Source organism: Fibrobacter sp., assembly GCF_017545445.1.
Classification (GTDB): domain Bacteria; phylum Fibrobacterota; class Fibrobacteria; order Fibrobacterales; family Fibrobacteraceae; genus Fibrobacter.
On record NZ_JAFWOM010000024.1, the window covers coordinates 53,534 to 76,399 of the forward strand.

The 22,866-nt window shown below is 47.7% G+C and carries 17 protein-coding genes; 14 read left to right on the forward strand and 3 right to left on the reverse strand.

Annotated features, from left to right (window positions below; translation table 11 throughout):
• Nucleotides 1-3 precede the first annotated feature (3 nt).
• The 3 genes from IKG78_RS02840 (at nucleotide 4) to IKG78_RS02850 (ending at nucleotide 3,131) form a co-directional block, all read left to right on the forward strand.
• On the forward strand, nucleotides 4-135 hold the full coding sequence (locus IKG78_RS02840; RefSeq protein WP_290938957.1) for a hypothetical protein: 132 nt from the start codon (nucleotides 4-6) through the stop codon (nucleotides 133-135).
• A gap of 20 nt (nucleotides 136-155) precedes the next feature.
• A complete protein-coding gene (locus IKG78_RS02845) occupies nucleotides 156-305 on the forward strand; it encodes a hypothetical protein (protein WP_290938960.1) in 150 nt (49 codons plus the stop codon).
• Between the two features lie 588 nt (nucleotides 306-893).
• Nucleotides 894-3,131 carry a carbohydrate-binding protein gene (locus IKG78_RS02850; RefSeq protein WP_290938963.1) on the forward strand — a complete coding sequence of 746 codons (2,238 nt, stop codon included), beginning with the start codon at nucleotides 894-896 and terminating at the stop codon, nucleotides 3,129-3,131.
• A gap of 75 nt (nucleotides 3,132-3,206) precedes the next feature.
• Here IKG78_RS02850 and IKG78_RS02855 read toward each other — a convergent pair whose 3' ends face one another.
• Nucleotides 3,207-4,055 carry a hypothetical protein gene (locus IKG78_RS02855; protein ID WP_290938966.1) on the reverse strand — a complete coding sequence of 283 codons (849 nt, stop codon included), beginning with the start codon at nucleotides 4,053-4,055 and terminating at the stop codon, nucleotides 3,207-3,209.
• Nucleotides 4,052-7,459, reverse strand: a complete 3,408-nt coding sequence (locus IKG78_RS02860) for a hypothetical protein (RefSeq protein ID WP_290938969.1) — start codon at nucleotides 7,457-7,459, stop codon at nucleotides 4,052-4,054. The genes IKG78_RS02855 and IKG78_RS02860 overlap by 4 nt, the downstream gene beginning before the upstream one ends.
• 279 nt (nucleotides 7,460-7,738) lie before the next feature.
• On the opposite strand from IKG78_RS02860, the gene IKG78_RS02865 reads away from it, so the two are divergent.
• A complete protein-coding gene (locus tag IKG78_RS02865) occupies nucleotides 7,739-9,934 on the forward strand; it encodes a carbohydrate-binding protein (RefSeq protein ID WP_290938972.1) in 2,196 nt (731 codons plus the stop codon).
• A 255-nt stretch (nucleotides 9,935-10,189) separates the two neighbouring features.
• Entirely contained in the window at nucleotides 10,190-12,325 is a 2,136-nt protein-coding gene (locus tag IKG78_RS02870) for a family 43 glycosylhydrolase (protein WP_290938975.1), read from the forward strand.
• 548 nt (nucleotides 12,326-12,873) lie between these two features.
• On the opposite strand, the gene IKG78_RS02875 is transcribed toward IKG78_RS02870, so the two are convergent.
• A complete protein-coding gene (locus tag IKG78_RS02875) occupies nucleotides 12,874-13,002 on the reverse strand; it encodes a hypothetical protein (protein WP_290938977.1) in 129 nt (42 codons plus the stop codon).
• Between the two features lie 123 nt (nucleotides 13,003-13,125).
• Here IKG78_RS02875 and IKG78_RS02880 point away from each other — a divergent pair, with 123 nt between their 5' ends.
• The 9 genes from IKG78_RS02880 to IKG78_RS02920 all read left to right on the forward strand — a co-directional run bounded on the left by IKG78_RS02880 (nucleotide 13,126) and on the right by IKG78_RS02920 (nucleotide 22,712).
• The gene (locus IKG78_RS02880) at nucleotides 13,126-13,971 is read left to right on the forward strand and encodes a TIGR02147 family protein (RefSeq protein ID WP_290938982.1); all 846 of its coding nucleotides are present in this window, start codon (nucleotides 13,126-13,128) and stop codon (nucleotides 13,969-13,971) included.
• Nucleotides 13,968-15,236 (forward strand): carbohydrate binding domain-containing protein, encoded by a 1,269-nt coding sequence (locus tag IKG78_RS02885; RefSeq protein WP_290938985.1) that lies wholly within the window; start codon nucleotides 13,968-13,970, stop codon nucleotides 15,234-15,236. Before IKG78_RS02880 ends, IKG78_RS02885 begins: the two co-directional genes overlap by 4 nt.
• Before the next feature lie 150 nt (nucleotides 15,237-15,386).
• Nucleotides 15,387-16,295, forward strand: coding sequence for an LPS export ABC transporter periplasmic protein LptC (gene lptC, locus IKG78_RS02890; protein WP_290938988.1), 909 nt, complete (start codon nucleotides 15,387-15,389; stop codon nucleotides 16,293-16,295).
• Complete coding sequence (locus IKG78_RS02895; protein ID WP_290938991.1) at nucleotides 16,292-17,671, forward strand: hypothetical protein; 1,380 nt, start codon at nucleotides 16,292-16,294, stop codon at nucleotides 17,669-17,671. The genes lptC and IKG78_RS02895 overlap by 4 nt, the downstream gene beginning before the upstream one ends.
• On the forward strand, nucleotides 17,668-18,405 hold the full coding sequence (gene lptB, locus IKG78_RS02900) for an LPS export ABC transporter ATP-binding protein (protein ID WP_366074640.1): 738 nt from the start codon (nucleotides 17,668-17,670) through the stop codon (nucleotides 18,403-18,405). The genes IKG78_RS02895 and lptB overlap by 4 nt, the downstream gene beginning before the upstream one ends.
• Before the next feature lie 8 nt (nucleotides 18,406-18,413).
• Complete coding sequence (gene rpoN, locus IKG78_RS02905) at nucleotides 18,414-20,051, forward strand: RNA polymerase factor sigma-54 (protein ID WP_290938993.1); 1,638 nt, start codon at nucleotides 18,414-18,416, stop codon at nucleotides 20,049-20,051.
• Between the two features lie 405 nt (nucleotides 20,052-20,456).
• Entirely contained in the window at nucleotides 20,457-20,774 is a 318-nt protein-coding gene (gene raiA / locus IKG78_RS02910) for a ribosome-associated translation inhibitor RaiA (RefSeq protein ID WP_290938996.1), read from the forward strand.
• Nucleotides 20,774-21,802, forward strand: coding sequence for an HPr(Ser) kinase/phosphatase (gene hprK, locus IKG78_RS02915; RefSeq protein ID WP_290938998.1), 1,029 nt, complete (start codon nucleotides 20,774-20,776; stop codon nucleotides 21,800-21,802). The genes raiA and hprK overlap by 1 nt, the downstream gene beginning before the upstream one ends.
• Nucleotides 21,795-22,712, forward strand: coding sequence for an MlaD family protein (locus IKG78_RS02920; protein WP_290939000.1), 918 nt, complete (start codon nucleotides 21,795-21,797; stop codon nucleotides 22,710-22,712). The genes hprK and IKG78_RS02920 overlap by 8 nt, the downstream gene beginning before the upstream one ends.
• The last annotated feature ends 154 nt before the right edge of the window (nucleotides 22,713-22,866 follow it).

Sequence of the window (22,866 nt, forward strand, 5' to 3'; positions counted from 1 at the left end):
ATTATGAACAACATACAACTTGAAACCGAACAAAAGAAAGAATATGTCGCTCCGCAAATGGATATTGTGGAAATGGAACACCAAACAAGTTTGCTGGAAGGAAGTCCAAAAGACTATAAAGGTCCTATAGATTAATTTCCTCATTGCAAATTTCTATGCGACAATCTAGCGTGGACGTACAAAGAAAAAAGTACCAAAAGCCTTCGGTGAACGTCTATCCTGTTGATTTGCAGGGGACTCTGTTGAGTTGCAGCAATGATGATGACAGTATGTGTGTCGTCATCGTGCCGAAAACGCACAATTGACGACTGTTTTCATCGCTGCTTTTGACAGGTGCTTTTCATTATGATGCGAAAGCGCCCCGGGTATTCCGGGGCTTTTCGTGCATGTAATTTTATACCGCTGTGGACCCTATCCCCCGGCTCGGAGGCCGGGGCTAAAGGCTTAAAAGGCGAATGTAGCGGGGCTGCTTGCAGACCCATTACTGAGCCGACAGGCCTAAGCTCGAAGAGCAACGGCATTAATGGCTTCGCAACTCTATAGGCTCCAGGGTGACAGGTTTCGCCTGCATGATTGTCACCCCGGATTCCGGGGTCAGTTTTTTTCATTTGCGGTGGTAATAACAGACCGGCACTAGGCCAGGATGACCTCTCCGCTTATTGTTCATAGCCTCTAATCACTTTCTGCTATTGCACAAGATCCTTCGACTACGCACCTATGGGCTCCGCTCAGGATGACACCTCCTAACTACTAGCCACAAATCACTAACCACTCATACCCCATTGACTTTTTATCCATAAATCCTTTGGCGGCTTTGGGGTTGTTTGGTGTTTTTGGAAATAGTTTTAAAGAAAAGAGATGGACTGGTGTATGGTCGATCCTAAGGAGTGTTCATGAAACTGCTTAAGAACATAACGATGTTTGGAATGCTTGCGGGCTTTGGAGTAGGCGCGTTTGCAGATAACCCGATTTCCACTTACCATTACTTGGCGGACCCCGGTGCCGCAGCTGATGATGAATATTTCTACATCATCACGGACTCCGATGACCCGGCTCCGTACAATTCCGGATCATACGAGATTTTTGCTCTTTATGGTTTCCGTAGCAAGGATATGCAGAATTGGACCGACTTCGGCATCATTTATGATGCCCGCAAGGTGAACGGTATCGGCGCTATTTGGGCGTCTGGTATCGCTGTTCACGATGGCACGTTCTATATCGTGTTCCCGGATGGCGGTGGCGGCGGTATCGGTTATATCAAGGCTCCCGGCATTGATGGCCCGTGGGAAAACGCTGTGGGCCAGGGCAAGGATAAGCTGGTGGGCGGCCGCGGCATTATCGGCTGCGATGGCGTGTCCTGGTGCTTTGACCCGGGTATCTTTATCGATGACGACGGCACGACCTACGTGACGTGGGGTGGTGGCGAAAGCAATAGCCGTCCGAATACAGACAACTTTGATATTGTGAAGTTGAACGATGCCAAGAACGCTCCGGTGGGCAACGGCTCTCACGTGAAGGTGAACAACTTGCCGACTCGCAAGATGCTTGAAGCTTCTTACATCCATAAGCACAAGGGCACTTACTACTTCTCTTACAGTACCGGTTGGCAGCAGGGCGCTCCGACAATTGACTACGGTGTCTCTGACAATCCGATGGGTCCCTACACTTGGAAGGGCACGATTCTCGGCGATCCGAGCATGAACGGTCGTAGCATCAACGGTAACAACAACCACCATGGTATTGCCGAATTCAAGGGCCATTCTTACGTTGTTTATCATGACCGCCGTATCGCGAAGGGCCATAACGGTTTGGAAGTCATCCCGGCTGATGACGGCAAGCCGAACCCGAACGAAGGTTACCACCGTAGCGTTTCTGTAGATGAAATGTTCTACAATGCTGACGGAACCATCAAGCAAGTAGTTTGCACCAACGAAGGTCCGGAACAGATTGAAAACTTTGACCCGTACGATTGGTATCCGGCTCTCACGAGTTCCAAGCAGAAGGGTGTGCGCAGCCGTTCCAACTTTGTTCAGGGCAAGAAGGCTGAACATGTGTTGCTCCCGCTTTCGAGCAAGGAATCTTGGCTCCGCGTTTCGGGCGTTGACTTTGGCACGGCGGCAACGGGCTTCACGGTAGAAGCCGCAAGTGCAGCAGACAACAACAAGATTGAAATTCGCACCGGTTCTGCAACGGGTACTTTGGCAGGCACTTGCACGCTCAAGAATACTGGCAGCAAGACTGTTTACGCCGAAACCAAGTGCGAAGTGGAAGGACTCAAGGGCATTGTAAAGCAGTTGTTCCTCGTCTTCAAGGGCGACAAGGATTCTACCATGGCTGTCAAGGCGTGGGGCTTCGAAGGGAGCGGCACGACTCCGCCTGAACCGCAGAAACCGTTTGGCGGCAAGGCATGGGCAATTCCGGGCAAGATCGAAATGGAAAACTTTGATGAACCGGGTTCTGGCCGTGGCAGCGAAATCAAGTCTTACAGCGAAAACGATTCCGAAGACCATGGTGCCGAAAGCAATGACGGCAAGAGCTACCGCGAAGGCACTGGTGTCGATATTTACAAGAAGGCAACGGGCTATATCGTCGGTTACAACCAAGCTGGCGAATGGCTCGAATACACAGTGAATGTCGAAAAGGAAGGCGATTACACGATGTTTGCCGCAGTCGCATCTGGCGGTACGAGCGGCAGCTTCAAGCTTTCCATCGACGACAAGGACATCACCGAAGAAATCGCGGTCCCGAAGAACGAAGGCGAAGACAACTTTGATGATTACGGCAAGGTAAATGCGAATGTGAAGCTCACAGCTGGCGAACATATCCTCCGCTTTACCGTGACCGGCGACTGGATGGACATTGACTACATTCAGTTTGTCGAGGGCAAGGATGCCAAGGATCCGGATGATCAGACGGGAATCCGTCAGAGTTTCCGCATGAACGCCAATTCTGCTGGAACCTTCGATGTGTTTGATTTGACTGGCAAGAAGGTGGCAAGCTTTACGGCTCGCAGCATGGCCGAAGCTAAAAAACTTTGGCGTGAAAACGCTCAAATGCAGAAGGTGCAGGGAATCAGCGTGATCCGTAACCGTAACAATGGCATGATTGCGAAGGTCCGCACTACTCGTTAATTCTCATACACACCCATCCAAGAAAGACTCCTCGAACGAGGAGTCTTTCTTAGTGCATGACTAAGAACAAAAGAGTCAATGTCTTTGGGGAAAATTCAATCGAGTTGTAAACCCATTTTCAAAACGCACGATTGTCGGGGAATGGAATTCATTTGCTGAGTTCTCGTGCCATTTGCCACTACGGATGAAGTTGCCATTCATGTCAAACGCACGGAACTTTGTTCCTAGTGTAGTCATCTGATGTACGGGTGATTTCAGGGCTGTTGGAGAAATTTTTAGAAGATCAGCACCGCATTGGCGGACTGTGTCGATAAGACTACAGACATTGTAACGATTTCCTGTTTTATCATAGATGCAGAGTGTAGAAACAGGATTTGTTTTGCCTGCATATTCCGTGTATTCTCCACTAGAGTTTTTAATCATGGTATAGATAGAACTGTAAAAAGGAAACTTGCCATCAGGCGGGAGGGTGCCTCCATACATATTTTTTATTTTCTGCACTATGTCGCGAATCGTCGAGTCTGCTTCTGTTGCTGCCCCTTGGAAAACGCCGGCTGGCTGTAATCGGTTGAACTCTTCGATAATGATGTCCTCTATGTAAAGTTGGCCCGCCAAATTATCGCATTCCGTTTTCGAAGAACAAATTTGAAAAAATGAAATTTGATTATCGAAAAGAAATACCATAATCGTCGAATCCGAAGGGGCTATATAGGCTTTATAAGCCCGATTCGAACTGAGATTTTTCACCGAGGGTTCAAGCATTGACACTTTTGACAAGTCGAGCCCACGTCCTTTAAACAAATCGATTTGCATCGCAGGATACATCATGTCAAGAGTTTTGTAAGGAATAACCTCGCATTCTTGGGCATGAATTTGAACAGATGCGCAAAGAAGTGCAAAAAATACTAAAATGATTTTATTCATAAATTACTCATGCTTAATACTAGGCTGTTTGGAATTGGATTGAAGTCAACATGATAAAACTTGGCATATTGGTGAACGGAGATTGATTTTGCGAAGATTGTTCCGTAGAATAATTTCCTCGCTTGAGCCACAACAACATCCGAATACGGGGCGACAATATTTCCAGCCACCATGTTGTCAATATACATTCTTTGTCCATGGGCGTGCTGAATTAACTTGAAACCTTGAGCAATGATGCTGTATTCTGCTGCTTTGTTGTCCGTAGTGGCTCGCCATGTGAAATTCCCGTTCACATGCATAACGGTTTCTTGACCTGGTTCCATAAATTCAACGTTTGATCGAGAATCCAATTGGATGGATCCGATGTAATATGTTCCTGGTAGAATCTTAATTTTAGCATTACCTTCGACTTTCACAGAAGAATAGTAGCCAGGCCTTAGTTCATAAATATAACCTGATTGAGCTACAAACTCATAATTAGATTGAATAGTGTAATCTGCTAAATCATAATCTGGTGGCATGAATTTTGCATTCCAATTATTTTCTGACAACTGTGAAATTCCACCATCTATTGTTGACCCGTTTTGCATGTAAATGTTGTTTACATTAGATGGTTCTGCAAGATAGATGCCACCCTTCACACGGGTGTTGCTGCGAAGGAATACATTTCCTTTTGAATATATATCGCCAACAGTAGCGCGGGCTCCCACTTTAGCAGCAAAATCTCCATTGATTTCTTCGGCGGCTGAAGCGATATTGCAGAATCCAGTTGGCGTATTTTCGTTGTAGCAGATGACTCCATCGTTATAATTTAATTCGGATCGGGCATACAGTGTCACGCTTGCGACATTTGGTGGTACTGTTTGATTGTTGTCTTTGACGTAAACATCAGTTTCATTGTTGTCTTTTTTACCATTGTGATTGACATCTTCGGCTCCATCGTTTTTACCGTCACCATCGGAATCGAAATCTTTTTCGGCTCGTAACCCATCGCCATCGATATCGGCAAAAACTTCTTTGCTCACGCCAAAATCATTATAGGGTGTCGGTTCTGGATACTTTTCACGAATCGTATATGAAATGATTTCTGTTTTATCCCAAATACCATCTTGATCATAATCTTTATTGTAATCCTTACTTGCTGCTGCAAATCGACAGTATTCATCAAAGTCAAGTTTCCCGTCTTTGTTCGTATCGTGGTCCCAATTATAATGATATGTACCAAACCGATAATATTCATCAAAATCTATAAGTCCATCTTGATCGGCGTCTTTAATTTCATCTTGATCCATGAGACCGTTTCCATTTTTATCTTCGTAAAGTTCCGACATTCTTACGGATCTGTTAATTTCGCTTGGTTTTCTTAAAACGTAAAATTCGAATGTTTTAGGAGAAGGGTAGAATGTTCTCCATGATATAGTTCCGTCGTTATCGATATTATGGAAACGATAAACGTATCCCTCCACGCCTTCAAAGCCATAAGGTTCTCCACTAACTTTTATGGCTGCATCAATTAGCATGATGTGGCTATCTTCCCATATTATGACTGGATATCCGTCACGTAAAGCTGCAAGGAGTACACTATCGGATAATTCCCATCCGCCGAAAGTAAATCTGTTGTCTTCATCATCTGGATTGTATTTCCAACCGAAATTTTCTACATCTTCGGTGTTTAAAGCCCAACGGACTACCTGGTTAAAAAAGCCAGACCCTTCATCTCCATGTGGAAATGCGTTTAGTATTGGATCTTCGGGAAATTTTATTTGAGACGTATAGTGATATATTATTTCATCCTGCGTCAGGTTTCCTCCATATTTATGATTCAATTCTGCGATGGCAACGGCCCAGCACCGCCAGCCTTCTGCTCCATCGTGATAACGATGTTTTGGATCATTGAATCTGCGGTTGCCAAACTGATCCACATACCCCGAAGTGTTGTGCGGTTTATCCCACTCGGCGTCAAAAATGTGTTCACCCCATTTGAGGTCAAGCATGTAAGAGTCCTTTCGTGCCGCGAGAGGATCGACTTCTAGGTCATATTCCGGTTTAGCAGATGGAGCAAGCACGAACACCTTGTATTTGCAATAAAATTCTGAAGGAATATTTTCCCATGGTACAATGAAATCAACAGGTCTTTGCGAAAGAGTCAGTTCGTCAACCTCAATTGGAATCACCAACCACTTGTATTCTCCTGCGGGCAACGGCAACTGTAATTTTGTTTTTCCTGTAAAACCGTGATAAACTACACTTGCATCGCTTGCGTTCAAAACGGTGACTTCATAAGATTTGGCTCCAGCTGCAGGAATCCAGGCCAACACAGTTTCTTCTCCATCGCGTTTGAAAACGGAACTCCCGTCGCTAAGAACGAGTGGTTCGGCGAAAGGCCACTGAGAAGTCGGAATGTCAATCATATTTTCGCGGAACTTATTCCAACTGACGATAGAATCGCTGCCATTAGGGATGACTGCTCGGAAGAAATCGCCCTTGCGATAGATGGAAACAGGTCCTATGACAGGTCCTTCCGATGTGTTGAAGAATTGTTCTGGGTCAATAGTTCTGTTTTCGACTTGAAGTGAATCTGCAAAATTGCCACGAGCGCCCCAGACAATGTAGTCCAACGGCATGGAATCTTGGTATAGAACGAATTCGCCGACCTTCCCGAAGAAAAGTCCCGAGATACTCGTTACAACGCTGTCGTTGGTGCAGCTCGAAACAGGGCCGTTGCACACTCGCAATGAGGCTTTTGCACCAATTGTCAAATTGCTGAGGGAATGTGTTTCACCTGAGGCGTCCTTGATTTTTACGCCGTTCAAGGAAATCGGCTCATTGCCGTAGTTTTGGAGTTGAACCCAAGTAGATGTGGTATCGGCTGTTTCGGGTCGTACGCCAATAAATCGAAGTTTCAGAATGTCATCTGGTGCTTCAGCGGACGATAGGGTCCCTGCAATTATGTTGTCTCCTGCGTAAACTTCGTAAGTTATTGCTTCCGTGAATTCGCTACTGGGGTATTCGGGTTGGTTTTCCTTATGGAGTGATCCCCAACCTGAACGACGAATCCCGACGCTGATTCCGTCGGCATTTGGGATGGTGCCTTGGCCGAGAATCTGAATTCCGACATTTAGAACTGCTGTCGTATTGTCTATTTGTTCCAATTGCGCAGACAATCCTTCCAAGTAGTATTCGTCTAGAACAAGATTGTCAGTTGGCTGTTTTTTCAGGTAGTACTTGACTTGTACATTGTTATACTGCTGGCCTGAATTGTTGATGATGCGCATTCGCAGGCCCAGAATGTCGTTGTTATTAGGTTGTTCGTCCTTTACTTCTACTCGGAAGGGCTCGTTAGACCAGGCAAAACAAGCTAGAATCAACAAAAAACGAAAAAATGACCCAAAATAGGTATCCATTCCTACTCCTTTTTTACAACTGTTACTAAAGGTAATTTATTATCAAGGCAAAAGTGATATGCTTCTCGTATTTTCTGTTGTTTTAACAGACAACAGAATAAAAACCTTGTTTCAAGAAGACCTCTCACCCTCTTTCTCCATCCCACTAACCACTCCTCTAATTCATTGACTTTTTATCCATAATAGATATGGCGGTGCGGTGGCTTTTTCGCATGCCTGAAAATAGTTTTATGGAAAAGAGATGGACTCACGGTGTGTGTCGGTCCTAAGGAGTGAACAATGAGACTACTTAAGAGCGTAACGATGTTTGGGTTGCTTGCGGGCTTGGGTGCAGGCGTGCTGGCGGATAACCCTATTTCGAGTTATCACTATTTGGCGGACCCGGGTGCCGCTGCTGATGATACGTACTTCTATGTCATTACCGACTCGGATGACCCGGCCCCTGCGAATGCCAATGGCTACGAAATTAAGGCACTTTATGGATTCCGTACCAAGGACATGAAAAACTGGACCGACTTCGGTATCATTTACGATGCCCGCAAAGTCGATGGAATTGGTGCCATTTGGGCTTCTGGTATTGCCGTGAACCCGAATGACGGCAGGTTGTACATCGTGTTCCCGGATGGCGGCGGTGGCGGCATTGTCATGATTGGTGCCGACAGCATTGCAGGGCCGTGGACGAACCCTCTGGCTGGAGGCAAGAGACTTATTGGCTGGGGCGGTGGCGCTATTTCGGATTGCGATGGCATCGGTTGGTGCTTTGATCCGGCAATATTCTTCGATGATGATGGCACGGGCTATTTCACGTTTGGTGGCGGTAGCAGCGATTCTCGTCCGGCCAACGACAACAACAGTGATATCTTCAATATCTATAAGCTTGACAAGGATATGAAGGGCTACGATGTAAGAACCAAGACGCACCTGAAAATTGGTGGTCCGAAGGCGATGGAAGCCTCTTACATCCACAAGTACAAGGGCAATTACTACCTCTCTTATAGTACGGCTGATTTGCGTATTGCCTACGGTATGTCCAAGAACCCGATGGGTCCTTACGAATACAAGGGCATTTTCATGGGGAACCCGAGCATCAATGGACAAAATATTAACGCCAATAACAACAACCACCATGGTATTGCAGAATTCAAGGGCCACTGGTACGTTGCTTACCATGACCGCCGCATCGCAAACGGTTATGACGGCTTGGAAAAAATTCCCGCTGAAGATGGAAGGCCGAATCCGAACCCGGCATACCATCGTAGCGTAAGTGTCGATGAATTTACCTACAATGCGGATGGCACGATGAAGCAGCTGACTTTCACGAGGGAAGGTCCGAAGCAAATCGAAAATTTTGATCCGTACGACTGGTACCCGGCTTTGACGAGTTCCAAGCAGAAGGGCATCCGCAGCCGTTCGAACTGGACTCCTGGCAAGGTTGCTGAACATCTGTTGCTCCCGCTTTCGACGAAGGAATCCTGGATCCGCGTCTCGGGCGTGGATTTCGGTACGGCTGCAACGGGTTTGACGGTTCAGGCTGCTAGCACCGATGACGGCAACAAGATTGAAATCCGCACGGGCTCTGCAACGGGTACGCTCGCAGGCACTTGCACGCTCAAGAATACCGGCAGCAAGAACACTTTCGCCGATAACTCCTGCGAAGTCGAAGGCCTCAAGGGCATTGTCGAACAGTTGTTCTTCGTGTTCAAGGGTTCTAAAGATTCCACGATGGCTATCAAGGCTTGGGGCTTCGAAGGTAGCGGCACGACTCCGCCGACTCCGCAGGTTCCTTACGATAGCGTGGCGGTGAAGCTCCCGGCCAAGATTGAAGCTGAAAAGTATGATATTCCGGGAACAGGTCGCGGCGGCGATGTGGATTCTTATAGCGACAACGATTCCGAAAATCAAGGCGATGCCAAGTTCCGCGAAGACTTGGGTGTCGATATTGTCGAGGGCGGCACGGGCATGGCGATTGGTTACACCGCTTCTGGCGAATGGCTTGAATACACGGTCGATGTCCCGGAAGATGGCGATTACGCGATTAAGGCCTCTGCTTCGACGGGTGCTGAATCTGCAAGCTTCTGCTTTGTGCTCGACGGCAAGACTCCGATTGGCGATACCATTACGGTTCCGCAGACCGGCGAGGACTGGAGCGTTTATAAGGAATTTGACGGCGGCAAGGCCAAGCTTACCAAGGGCACGCACGTGATTCGTCTCGTGATTACTGGCGACAACGTAAACGTCGATTGGTTCTCCCTTGGTGATGTCAAGACCGATGCTCTTAAGCCGACTGTGAAATTCGCGGCTTCGAGTTCCAAGGTTTACCGCGTGTATAACGTTGGCGGAAAGCTCTTGGGCACGGTGGATCTCACGGGCAAGAAGTCCGGTGCAGCACTCTCTGATGCTGGCTTCACCAAGGGCGTTTATATGCTCAAGAGCGTCGATGGCCGCAAGACCTTCATGACCTCTGTCGCAAGATAAACAGTAATCGTCGTTCCTGCGGCTATCTAAAAAATCTCAATTCCAAAACTACATAACAAAACACCTCAGCTCTGCTGTGGTGTTTCTGTTTTCTCTCTGAAATTATTGCTTTGTTTCAAACCTCAAACTACTGCCCCGTCATTACCAAAATGTCAATGATAAAAATTCGCCAAAGTTTAGCATTCCTAGAAATGTGATGTAAATTACATCATGGAGATTCTTGCAATCTTGCAAGGACAACAGTATGGGATGTGTATGAGTTTAAAGCAGACGGCTTTGGCGACCGTTTTTGGTCTTGGTTTTGCGGCCCCCGTTTTGGCCGATAACCCGCTTTCTAGTTATCATTATCTTGCTGACCCCGCTGCTTTTGCAACGGAAGACGAGTTCTTTATCCTTACGGATACGGATGATGAAAGCCCGAACACGGGTGAGAATGACTATACAATCCGCTCTCTTTACATCCTCAGTTCTAAAGATATGAAGAACTGGACGGACCATGGCATGGTGCTGAGTCATGATCGCGAAGTCTCTTACATTAAAAACATTTGGGCACCCGGCATCGCTGTTGTGGATGGCGTGTTTTACTTAATTTATCCAAACGGTGCGAGCGGCGTTGGCATTGTATCTGCTAAGGATGTGGCCGGTCCGTATCACGATCCGGTGGGCAAGCTCCTTGTCGGCGGCGGTGGCGTTACCGGTTGCGACGGCATTTCGTGGTGCTTTGACCCGGCTATCTTTATTGACGAAGACGGCAAGTCTTATATGACGTTCGGCGGTGGTAGCGGGGGCAGCCGTGGCTACGGCAACAACTTTGACTTGTTCGAATTCAGCAAGCTCTCTTATGACAAGGTCGAACTCAATGTGGGTTCCAAGACGGCTCTTCAAGGCGCAAACCGCTCTTTCGAAGCATCTTACTTGCACAAACGCAATGGCATTTACTACTTGAGCTATAACGACCAAAGCCAAAATATTAGCTATGCGACTTCCAAGAACATCAAGGGGCCTTATTCCTATGTGGGAACCGTTATCGAGAACCCCTCGAAAATTAACGGCAAGGGCGGTAACAACCATCACGGTTTTGCAAAGTTCAAGGACAAATGGTATGCCGTTTATCATGACCGCCGCTTGGTGATGGCATCTGAAAAGCCGAAGCTCACCAACGGTCAGACGCCTACGACGACGGGTAACCACAGAAGTGTGTCGATTGACGAACTCACGTGGAATGGCGACAAGATGAATGTCGTGAAGTTCACGGATGCAGGCCCGGCTCAGATTGATGACTTTGATCCGTACCAGACTTACAAGGCGCTCACGAGTTCCAAGCAACGTAACGTCCGCAGCCGTACCGATTACACCAAGGGGCAGCCTGTTGTTCATGTGCTTACTCCGCTTGCCTCCAAGGAATCTTGGATTCGCGTGAGCGGCGTGAACTTTGGCAAAGGTGCCGAAAAGTTTGTCGTGACAGCAGCAAGCGTCGATGCAGGCAACAAGATTGAAATCCGTAGCGGCTCTGTGACGGGCAAGCTCGCCGGTACTTGCGAATTGCCTAAAACGAGCGGTTGGAAATCTTACGAAGAAACGGAATGCGAAGTGAGCGATTTGTCCGGCGTTGTCGATCAGTTGTTCCTCGTGTTCAAGGGTTCCAAGGACTCCACGATGGGCTTTACCGAATGGGGTTTCCTCGGCAGTGGCATGGCGACAGTGACGCAGGTTCCGTATGACAGTGTCGCGGTCAAGCTCCCGGCAAAGATTGAAGCTGAAAAGTTTGACCTCGGTGGTCGCAGGGCTTACAGCGACGACGATGCCGCAAACCAGGGCGATGCGGAATTCCGCACAGAAGATGGCGTTGACATTGTGCTTGGCGGAACGGGCATGGCGATTGGCTACACGAATGCTGGCGAATGGCTGGAATACACCGTCGATGTGCCGGAAGATGGCGATTATCCGATTGTCGCTTACGCCTCTTCGGGTGCAGAAAACTCTGGCTTCTGCTTCTCGGTTGACGGCAAGGCCGTGGGCGATACCGTAAAAGTGACAAAAACGGGCGATGATTGGAGCGTCTATAAGGAATTTGAAGCCGGTACGGCAAAGCTCACCAAGGGTACACACGAAATCCGCTTGACCATTACGGGCAATAACGTGAATGTCGATTGGTTCTCTGTCGGAAAGGTCGAAAAGCAGCCGGACGGTATTGTTCCGCGAATGAAGTTTGATGCCAATACCGTTACCACGTACCGCGTGTTCAACGTTTCTGGCAAGCAGGTCGGCTCGGTGAACCTCAGAGGAAAGACTCCGGCGGTAGCGCTTGCCGACGCAGGATTCACGCAAGGCGCTTACATCCTCAAGAGTTTTGACGGTCGCAAAAAGTTTATGGTCTCATCCGCAAGGTAAGGCCTAAAAGGTCCTCCTAAACCACACACCCTAATGACGCTGAAAGGCGTTGTTACGCCTCGGGACGAACGTTCCGAGGTGTTTTTTTGTATTAGGTAATAGGTTTTAGGGGTTAGGTTTTAGGATTGTCATCTAGAGGATCAGTCATCCTGGAGCCTGTCATCCTCGAAGCCGTCATTCTCGACCGAAGGGAGGGAAACCATTATTTCTTGTTTTACACTTGCGGAGGGGAACTATTATTTCTTGGATTGCATTTGGCGATAGGACAACCTCAAAAGGTGAGTGTTGCAGCCATGGTTGACGCTTCGCGTCTGCAACTTCAGCTCAACCATATATACGAAACTTAGAACATCTGTTCTCTAGTTGAGTTATCCTCTATGAGGAAAAAATGCAAGCATTTTTTGCGGCATTCGCTTTGTATGCTCTTGCATGGATATAACCGAACCTAAGAGGTTGGGGCCTACCCCAACCATTATTTCTCGTATCTACGTTTGGGACGAATGATCCCGTCAATTTCTGCATCGTATGACAAGATTTAACTGGATCCTTCACGGCTTTTCGCCGTTCAGGATGACGCGTTCAACGATGCCGTTCAGAATGAAAAACGCTGTATTATCAAAATTGCCATCCAGATGGTTTTGCCCATAGCTCAAAGCTTGCGTAGCTAGCGCTCCCATAGCTCACATCCCATTCCTCTAGTCTTTCGTCTCTCGTCTTTCGTCTAGCAATGGTTACTTAGGTAAACGAGAAAGTCTTTTTACCTATTGATATTGCTCCAAAACACTTCTATTTTATAGAGTATGGAAACAGGAGAAAATCATATAGTTGAACCTGATGTTCTGCAATACACCAACTACCGTGTGTATTTGCGGGACTACTATGAGTTCAAGAAGAAAACGGTCCCGGCGTTCAGCCTCCGCTTCTTCGCAGAAAAGGCAGGGCTTTCGAGCCATGCCCATCTGAAACTCACTATTGACGGCAAGCGTAACATTACAAAGAATACGGTGGTAAAGCTCATTCACGGTCTCGGACTTGAAAGCCATCGTGCAGCGTATTTTGAAAGTCTCGTTTTTTTCAATCAGGCTCAAACCGATGCGGACAAGCAGGTCTATTACGCCCAGCTTTTGAAAGCCAGCCCGCGTTCCAAATTGCACAAGATGGACAAGGCCCAGTTCCGCATTTTCCGCGAATGGCACCACTCCGCAATTCTCGAAATGGTCGCTCTCAAGGAATTCCGACCGATTCCCGACTGGATATCGAAACGCCTCGGCGGCCTTGTGACTCCCGCGCAAGTGACCGAATCGCTCAAGCTGTTGGTCGAACTAGGACTCCTGGTAAAGACTGCGAACGGTTTCCGCCAACGCGACCCTTTGATTACCACCGACGACGAAGTTCAAGATTTGATGGTGAAAATGTACCATCTGCAAATGCTGAAGCTCTCGGCGACCATGCTTTCGGAGCTTTCTGCCCCGCAAAGGGACGTTTCGGCATTGACTTTTAGCATAAAACGCGAAGATTTCCCCAATTTGAAAAAACATTTGCAACTCATGCGCAAAGAACTACTAGATTTCTCAGCAAAAGCGGGTGAGGCAGAAGAAGTTGTACAAATCAACATCCAGCTGTACCCTCTAACACGGGGAGTATGATGCGTTCTTTACATTCAATAATCGGTTGCATGCTAGTGGCGTTGTGGACTGTCGGCTGTTCAGACTCCGACACTACGGCCGGTATTGAAATTGGAAATCCGGAAGTCGCTCACAACATCGGGCTTACGGCTGATTTCTCGATAGATTATTCTGATGCAAAGCAGATTTCGCTTGCCAAGGCTGCTTCCACGGATGAAAATATCGTCATCGATACGTTCCGCCTCACGCTGACCGAGGTTCGCTCTTATTGTAGCTTCTATGCGGGCATGTCCGTCGATTTGGAATCAGGACTTATTCTTTGGCCTTACGAAGATGACCTGTCTGCGGTGCTTCCCATTTCGTTTACGGATGGCGAAGTTGTTAAGGACGCGTTCGAACATATCAACTTGCAGACAGAAGGGCGCCTGAAAGAAATAGGTGTTTCATTTGAAGTTGATAAAAAAAGAGGGCAGAAATCTATTTATGGACGCATCAACAAGAACGGCAAGAAAATACCGTTTGTCTATGAACTTTCCGAAATTCAGTTGTTCTCGTTGCTCTATCACTATTCGCAGATTGATGTCCGAGATTCTGTTGTTAATTTGTCCGTTGCGTTCCGCGTACATCGTTTTGTCGATGGCTTGAAATTGGACTCTGCAAAAGTGGGCGGAGACGGAGTTATCCATTTCAGCAAGAGTGAAAATGAGGAACTTTGGAAAGCATTGAACGAAAGATTCCTTTCTAGTTTTCAGGCTCTTCGGTATGAATACACTAATGCGGTTGGCAAAAATATTCGCAATTACGTGGATGATATTTGGGAAGAACTTAGTGGAAAGAAAAATAAAAACCTTGTTTCTAATGGAGACTTTAAAGAAGGTGGTTTTGATTGGATTTTGCATACGCAGTTAAATGGTGCTGCCGATACATCTATTGTTAAGGATGATAAGTCGTACGGAATGAAGGTTCATGTGACCAAGGGCGGCGAATATTCGTACAGCGTACAGTTGCTCCATGAAAATATTGCTGTTGTCGCTGGTGCTACATACAAGTTTAAATTTACCATCAAGTCTAATGTCGAAGGGCAAATTACGGCTCGCTTGGGTACTTACACCCGTTACGAAACCAATGGGTTCCAAGAGCATGTTAAGGTCGATACGAAGGAACGCCTGATTGAATATGAGTTTACTCCCGATGTAACGGATCCGTTTGCACGTTTGGATTTGAATTTGGGCAAATCCGAAAGAACGTTCTGGATCAAAGATGTTCAAATAATGAGAATAAAGTAGAATAAAGAAGGCGGAAGCCTTGCTAGGAAAGTTACACGAAATGTTATAGTGGATTGTTTTTTTTCTGATTTTATGAAATAATACGGGAAAAAAGGCAAAAAAACAGAAAAATCACAAAATGACGTGCTTTTATATTTGTAATTTGTAATTATGGCACGATTTTTGCAGTACGTTCTTGCAGCTAAGGTTGTTCGTCCGTTATCAACCTTCCGCTTCTCATCCCGGCTTTTCGGGATTTATGCCTGTGCCCTTTGTGCCGTTTTCATGCTCGGCTGCGAAGAAATTGAAGAACCTAAGCCATGGATTCGCGTTGAACGTCCGCAGATGCTCTTTACGGATACGACGCTTCTCGATAGTTACGACAAGGGCGTGCTCAACTGGCGTCTCAAAACCGCCTATCTTGAACGTTGGGCAGACAAGGAAATTGTGACCGTGCGTCCGGTGTTCGTCGATATTTACGATTCCGTAGGGGAGCGTGTGGCATTCTTGCGTGCGGACTCCGGAAGCCTCGACATGAAGTTTACTTATGTGTATGCCTACGGCCATGTGTATGCGTTGACTCCCAAGGGTGCATCTGTCCGTGCAGATTCGTTACTTTGGAACAAAAAAGATAATTTGGTCAAAACGGCAAGCTATGTGCGTGTAGTTTCTGAAGATGGCGACGTGCTGCAAGGCGTTGGCTTTGAAAGCGATGCCAAGCTCGACAACTGGAAAATCCTTTCGAACGTTACAGGCATATTTCAAGATGCTGCTAAGCGTATGAAGGACGAAGATAAAAAACAAGCAGAGGCGCAACGTCTCAACAATCCGCCTTCTTCGTCTTCGCAAGCGGTGTCGTCTCAGTCCGCAAAACCGTCTCGCCCTGCAGCGCAAAATCCTGTTGCACCGCGCTCTGCAACTCCACAATCCGCAGCGCCGCGTCCAGTGCCGCAATCCGCTTCGTCGAGTCCTGCAAATCCAACTCCGACGGCAGCTCCGACAAGTCAAAAATCTGCCCATCCGCATGCGTTCATGCGTCCTCACGGTCTCTTTGCAAAGCCCAATGCGGGGAACCCATGAGAAGGTCTTTTTCAAACAACTTTGTCTTGCCCGCAAAAGGGAGAATCTCCCTCTTGCTCTTTGTTGTCGTAACCTTCCTCGCATCCACTCTTGCGTTTGCGCAGTCGTCACCGCTGATTATGTACCATGCGGATAACCTTGAAGTGGCACGCAAACGCGGTACGCTTGTGTTGTACGGCAATGTGCACTTTGCTCACGATAGCGTTTCCTTCAAGACTCAGCGAGCCTTCTGGAACCGCAATAGCGAAACCGTAGAATGCGGTGGCGGATTCCTCTTTACGCACCCGTCCGGCTATATCCGTGCAAGGAACGGTTCCTATCAAAGAAAAAGCGAAATTGCAATCGCTTCTGGCGAAGTGAGTGCAGGCGATTCCGCCGGCAATTACCTCATGACCGGCCAGTATTTGAAGTACGACCGCAAAGAAGACATTGTCTCGATTCCTTCGTCGCCGCGCCTTTATCAGTACGAAAAGTTGAAAAACGGAAAAATTGATACCGTGACGATTCAATCCCGCTCCCTGATTTTCGATAAGAAAAATGGATTTGCGCAAGCGTTCGATGATGTTAAACTCACGCAAAAAGATTTGGTCGTCACTTGCGATACCGGTTACTTTGACCGCAAAAACAACTGGCTTAGCATGAAGGGCCATCCGACATGCGATATGAAAAACTACCACCTCACGGGTGATTCCATTTTCCTTGTCCTTGACGAAACCGGGAAAATGCTCAAGTCCGCTCTTGTGATCCGCAATGCCCACGGTGTCCAGAATGAAGAGCCGAAGCGCGGCAATCCCGGCAGCGTGACCGAAGCTTTTGGCGATACGCTTTATTGCGAATTCAAAAAAGGAAAAATTGAACGCCTTTACGTGAACTTGAATGCGAAGGGATTTTTCTACGAGACGGATTTAAAGGAATATCGAAATCTTATGGATGGGAACCGTCTAGATTTGTATTTTAAAAAAGGTCGAATGGATAAGGCTATTGTTTCGGGCAAGGCGCAGAGCACTTACTTTTATGTCAAAAAGGATAGAACCGTTTCCGGGAAAAACGAAGCGACCGGCGACACAATCCACATTTCGTTCGATGCCAGGAAAAACGCGGTGAAGTCGCTTAGGCTTTTGGGCAAGACGACAAACGCGAGCGGTCGTTACATTGATTTGGAAAAGGAAAACCGCATCAAGGAAAACGCAAAGAGGGATTCTCTTGCAAAACTCGATTCTCTTGCAGGGAAGAATTCGAAAAGACATTTGACCGTGACGGATTCCTTGATGTTTAAAAATTCTTTGATGAAAAATAACTTTAAAGGCTTGTTCAATCGCCGGAAAGACAAGGCGAAGCAGGCGGACGAAGCCGCGAAAACGGAGGACGCACAGTGAAAAATTTGGTTAGCACGATACGCACCGACAAGCTGCGCAAAATTTATGGTCACCGCCAAGTGGTGAGCGATGTTTCCATCCAGGTTTCGCAGGGTGAAATCGTCGGACTCTTGGGGCCGAACGGTGCCGGAAAGACGACCACGTTCTACATGATTGTGGGCATGGTCCGCCCGGATGCAGGCCACATCTTCTTGGACGATATCGAGATGACGGACAAGCCGATGTACAAGCGCGCCCGCTTGGGCGTGGGTTACTTGCCGCAAGAAGCGTCCATCTTCCGCAAGCTCTCCGTTGAAGACAACATCATGGCAATTCTCGAAACGCAAGACATGAAGCGAGCTGAGCGTAAAAAGAAGCTGGAACAGCTTCTCGAAGAATTTAAAATCACGCACATCCGCAAGACGAAGTCCATGAGTTGCTCGGGTGGTGAACGCCGTCGTCTTGAAATTGCACGGGCACTGGCGAGCGACCCTTCATTCCTCTTGCTAGATGAACCGTTTGCGGGCATCGACCCGATTGCCGTAGCCGACATTCAGTCTATCATTTCGGAACTCAAGGACCGCGGCATGGGCGTGCTCATTACGGACCACAACGTGCGCGAAACGCTTTCGATTACTGACCGTGCTTACATTATGTACAAGAGCCAGGTGCTTACCGAAGGCTCTTCGAGGCATCTTGCCGAAGACCCTGAAGCACGTCGTATTTATTTAGGTGATAGTTTCCGTTTGGATTAGGAGCTTTTATGAATCTTGGGATGCAGGCGAACATAGGACAATCGCAGGAACAGGTTATTGCCCCTGCGTTACTCCAGTCCGTGAAGATGCTCCAGAAAACTTCACAGGAGCTGGAAACGGCAATCAAGGAAGAAGTCGAAGTCAATCCGCTTTTGGAAGTTGATGACGGCGATTTTGACGATCAGGAAGTTCCAATTGATAAAGACCCCGAAGAACTCGACCCGCGTGCAAGCGAGTCCGATACGGAATTCCCTGAGGATATTGAAAACATGGCGCAAGGCTCCTTGGATGACACTGCCGAAGTCGATGGCAGCTACCTTGACGGGGATTCTGCGGCTGATGTGAACTGGGACAGTTACTTGGGCGACGGAACGTCTTACGATGACGCTCCTTTCAACGACTTGAACTCGGCTTCCAAGGATCCTGACGAGGATTGGGATCGCCCCATCAAGGATGTGGGCAAGAGTCTTCAGGAACAGCTCGAAGATCAGCTCCGTTTTTGGAACGGCACTCACGAATTGCTGGATCAGCTCGAAGCGTGCGGTGTCAGCGAGGAATATTTCCGCAAGCTCGTTCTTTACTTGATCAATTCCATCAATGACGACGGGTTCCTTTGCGATGTGAATCACGACGGTGCGGATGTCATGATTGTCAAGTCGGATGACCCTTACATTGAAGAAATTGAACGCGTTCTTCGCAAGGAATTGACTCTAGAAAAGGCGACTCTTCCGGTGCGCGAAGCGATTCACGTATTGCAGTCATTCAAGCCGACGGGCATTGGCGCACGCGACCAGCGTGAATGTTTCTTGATACAGGCTTACGCGATTCCCAATTTTCCTGATCTTGCCATCCGCATTCTCGAGGAAGAATACGAGAACCTCTTGCAGTTGCGCTACGCAAAGATTGCGAAATCTCTCGAAGTCTCTGCTGACGAAGTCAAGACGGCGGTTGCAAGTCTTTCTCGCTTGCGTCCGCATCCGGGGTTCCAGCTGTCGCGTTCGTATTCGCATATCATCAATGCGGATTTGAAGGTTGTCGAAAAGAAGGGCGAATTCGATGTCGTTTGCTTCAAGACGAAAATGCAGAAGTCTCTGCGTATCAACCAGACGTACAAGGCGATTCTCACGGACCCGTCTGCTTCAAAGCAAGACAAGGAATACGTCAAGGCCCAGCTTCTCAAGGCGACTGACCTCATCAAGGCGGTCGATAACCGTTTTTCGACGATGGAACTGGTCATGCGCGCTATTCTCAAACGCCAACGCGGGTTCTTTGAGAACGGCCCAGCGTTCCTCAAGCCCATGATTTTGCAGGACGTGGCCGACGATGTCCACATGGCGGTGAGCACGGTGCAGCGCGCGACAGACCAGAAATACGTCGAGACTCCTTACGGTCTCTATGAACTCAAGCAGTTCTTTTCGACCGGTATCAAGCAGGGGTCGTCCCCGGATGCCGAAGAATTGAGTGCCGCCCATATTCTGGATGCTATCAAGACGCTCATCGATGAAGAAGACAAGTCAAGTCCACTTTCCGACCAGGACATCAGCGACGAACTTTTAAAGCAGGGAATCAAGGTTGCACGCCGAACCGTAGCCAAATATCGCGAGAAAGAGCTCAAAATCCTCCCCAAAAACCAACGAAAACGGTAGTAAATACTCCAAAATGGAAGAATTATAAGTGGCAAAAAAGTCAAATTTACAGCCTCATTTAAGTTATGAGCGGGAAAAGTTGAAAAAAATTTGAGGAAGTACAGTAATTCGTCGGGAGAATGGAAGCGTCGGCCAAGGATGGGGAGGGTGCAGGGAGGGGCCCGTGCGGCCTTCGCAACTCTGAGCTGGGGCCCCGCCCGCATGACGTACATTTAGCAATAAAAAGTTTTTTTTGATGATGATCGGTAGTAATTACTCCAAAATGGATGAATTATTTATTTAAAATTCAATTTAGGTATGGTTTTTTGCTCGAAAAAGATATATATACTTTAAATGCGGAACGAAAGTTCCAAGAGAATTTTAAATAGTTAATCATCATTAACATTAACATAACGGAGGTTCATCATGGATATTCAGTTTTCTGCTCGTCATTTTAACGCGTCGGCAGGTCTTCAGGACCGTATTCAGGAAGAAATGGATAAATTGGCCAAATTTTACCCGAATATTACGAGTGCTTCTGTTATTCTAGACCATGAAGTTGAACACCAGCGCCATTGCGAAATTTCCGTCAACATTACGGGGTCTGTCATCAACGCTTCTGCCGACGAAGAAAATATGGGCAAGGCTGTCGATGTGACGCTTGAACGCATCAAGGTCCAGCTCAAGAAGGCCAACGACAAGCAGAACGATCATAGAGCTCAGCCTATCTCTGAATTGACGTAATGGCTGACCGTTTGAAAGACATCAAGATCCTGCACCGCGAACGTTTCCCGGTGCGGGACTTTTTTATTCGCTACGGCAAGGATTTGCAGTTGGTGTCGCATTCTCCCGACGAAGATTTGGATTCTTGCATCGAAGAAAGCGGACTTCACCGCCCAGGCCTTGCCATGGCGGGTTATACTAAAGTTTACAGCTCCCAGCAGATTCAGATCGTCGGCCATACGGAATGGAATTATCTGGAATCCATTGGCCCGGATGCCCGTGCAAAAATTTTTGAAAATCTGTCTGTATTCCGCGCACCGATGTGGGTTGTGACGCATGCGCAGACACCACATGTAGAGCTCAAGGCGATGTGCAACCGCTTGCATATCCCGCTGTTCTCGACGACGCTCCATACGTTTGAATTTTTCAAGATGGCGCAGCGGATTCTCGAAGAGTTCTTTGCGCCGCATGCCATTATCCACGGAAGTCTCGTGGATGTCTATGGCGTGGGCATGCTTTATGTGGGAGACAGCAATGTGGGCAAGTCCGAATGCGTTTTGGACCTTGTCGAAAGCGGACACCGCATGGTGGCAGATGATGTTGTCCACATCAGTCACGTGGGCAAGTCCATCATCGGGCGCCCGGACCCCTTGATACGGCATCACATGGAAATTCGCGGGGTCGGCATTTTGGACATCCGCTCGATGTTTGGCATCCATGCCATCCGTAAGGTGAAAAAGATTGAAATGATTGTCGAACTCCAGCAGTGGCGGCAAGAAGTTTCGTATGAACGCACCGGCCTTAACGAAATGGAAGAGAACGTCATGGGCGTGAGCATTCCGAAAGTGGTATTGCCTGTCGCCCCCGGCAAGAACATGACCGTCATTTCCGAAGTCATTGCGATGAACGCCCTCATGAAAATGAGCGGGCAGAACGTGGCACAAGAATTCAACGAGTCGCTGTTGCAGAAGATTAAGGCGAAGGCGAAAGGCGAGTTCACAGATGATTTGCTAGATTTTAATCCGCAGAACTGGTCTTTCTATGAATAGTTTGCTGATAAAAATCAAACAGAATATTCTTGCAATTTTTGTCTTTCTCGTGATCGTGGTCTCGTGCGGGCTTGCGGCTTATTTCTACCATCCGGCGAGCCCCTACCACAAACGTTATACGTTCGTGGTCAAGTACGAGACTATCGGAACGCTTTCTCCAGGAAACTTTGTCCGCGTCCGTGGCATAGTCAAGGGCGAAATCATGGATGTAAAACTCACCGAAGATGCTGTCTATGTCACGGCCCGAGTCCTTGCCGATGCGAAAATCCCTGTAAATTCCGAGTTTCGCTTGGTGACGGCGGGGCTGATGGGCGAACGCGAAATGAGCGTCATTACCGGGAATTCTAGCAAGCTGGTTGCCGAGGGCGATACCGTGAGCGGTCTTTATGACGAAGGTACGTCTGGAATTTCGAAGAATCTCGCTATAGTTTTCAAGGACCTTGAAGAAATCAAGCTCATATCGGTGGCTTTTATCGATACGATGACAAATGGCGAAATCGGGCAGCGGGTGGGCCGCGTGACGGATAAGGCGGGAAAGATTTTGCGCGTGGCGAAAGCCGATATCCTGAAATGGAAGTCTCTCGTGAATGGCCTGCTCGATGATTGTCACGAAATAACAGGAAAGTTAGAAAGCTCGTTGCAGGAAATTTCCGACCGTGGTGGCGAAGCTGCTGCCAAGGCTAACGAACTTCTAGACCGTGTTCATGGAGTCGTGGATCGCGTTAACGCATTGAAAGAAAAGAGTGTTGCGTTAATCCAGTCGATTGATGAGCGAGAGGGTACGGTCACGACGTTCAAGACCCAGTTTACCCAAATTAATGAGGAAGTTGACCTCTTGAAAAAGAACTTCGACGCATTGATTGCAGGCGTGAAAAGCAGTGGCCTCAAACTCAATGTGGATATTTTTTAGTGGTTAGTAGGAAGTAGGCCGTAGGTTTTGAGGTCGATAGTCGTTGGTCATTAGTTGATGGCCGATAGAATCCATGGTCTTTTTAACGTTTTGTCAACAATTTTTTTGAAAAAAACTTATTTTAATTGTTCTTTTTGTAAAAAAAAAGATAATT

What these genes read in the sequence shown, in the direction of transcription:
- IKG78_RS02840 (WP_290938957.1), top strand. Translation starts at nt 4, where the DNA reads ATGAACAACATACAACTTGAAACCGAACAAAAGAAAGAATATGTCGCT.
- IKG78_RS02845 (WP_290938960.1), top strand. Translation starts at nt 156, where the DNA reads ATGCGACAATCTAGCGTGGACGTACAAAGAAAAAAGTACCAAAAGCCT.
- IKG78_RS02850 (WP_290938963.1), top strand. Translation starts at nt 894, where the DNA reads ATGAAACTGCTTAAGAACATAACGATGTTTGGAATGCTTGCGGGCTTT.
- IKG78_RS02855 (WP_290938966.1), bottom strand. Translation starts at nt 4,055, where the DNA reads ATGAATAAAATCATTTTAGTATTTTTTGCACTTCTTTGCGCATCTGTT.
- IKG78_RS02860 (WP_290938969.1), bottom strand. Translation starts at nt 7,459, where the DNA reads ATGGATACCTATTTTGGGTCATTTTTTCGTTTTTTGTTGATTCTAGCT.
- IKG78_RS02865 (WP_290938972.1), top strand. Translation starts at nt 7,739, where the DNA reads ATGAGACTACTTAAGAGCGTAACGATGTTTGGGTTGCTTGCGGGCTTG.
- IKG78_RS02870 (WP_290938975.1), top strand. Translation starts at nt 10,190, where the DNA reads ATGAGTTTAAAGCAGACGGCTTTGGCGACCGTTTTTGGTCTTGGTTTT.
- IKG78_RS02875 (WP_290938977.1), bottom strand. Translation starts at nt 13,002, where the DNA reads ATGGGAGCGCTAGCTACGCAAGCTTTGAGCTATGGGCAAAACCATCTG.
- IKG78_RS02880 (WP_290938982.1), top strand. Translation starts at nt 13,126, where the DNA reads ATGGAAACAGGAGAAAATCATATAGTTGAACCTGATGTTCTGCAATAC.
- IKG78_RS02885 (WP_290938985.1), top strand. Translation starts at nt 13,968, where the DNA reads ATGATGCGTTCTTTACATTCAATAATCGGTTGCATGCTAGTGGCGTTG.
- lptC (WP_290938988.1), top strand. Translation starts at nt 15,387, where the DNA reads ATGGCACGATTTTTGCAGTACGTTCTTGCAGCTAAGGTTGTTCGTCCG.
- IKG78_RS02895 (WP_290938991.1), top strand. Translation starts at nt 16,292, where the DNA reads ATGAGAAGGTCTTTTTCAAACAACTTTGTCTTGCCCGCAAAAGGGAGA.
- rpoN (WP_290938993.1), top strand. Translation starts at nt 18,414, where the DNA reads ATGAATCTTGGGATGCAGGCGAACATAGGACAATCGCAGGAACAGGTT.
- raiA (WP_290938996.1), top strand. Translation starts at nt 20,457, where the DNA reads ATGGATATTCAGTTTTCTGCTCGTCATTTTAACGCGTCGGCAGGTCTT.
- hprK (WP_290938998.1), top strand. Translation starts at nt 20,774, where the DNA reads ATGGCTGACCGTTTGAAAGACATCAAGATCCTGCACCGCGAACGTTTC.
- IKG78_RS02920 (WP_290939000.1), top strand. Translation starts at nt 21,795, where the DNA reads ATGAATAGTTTGCTGATAAAAATCAAACAGAATATTCTTGCAATTTTT.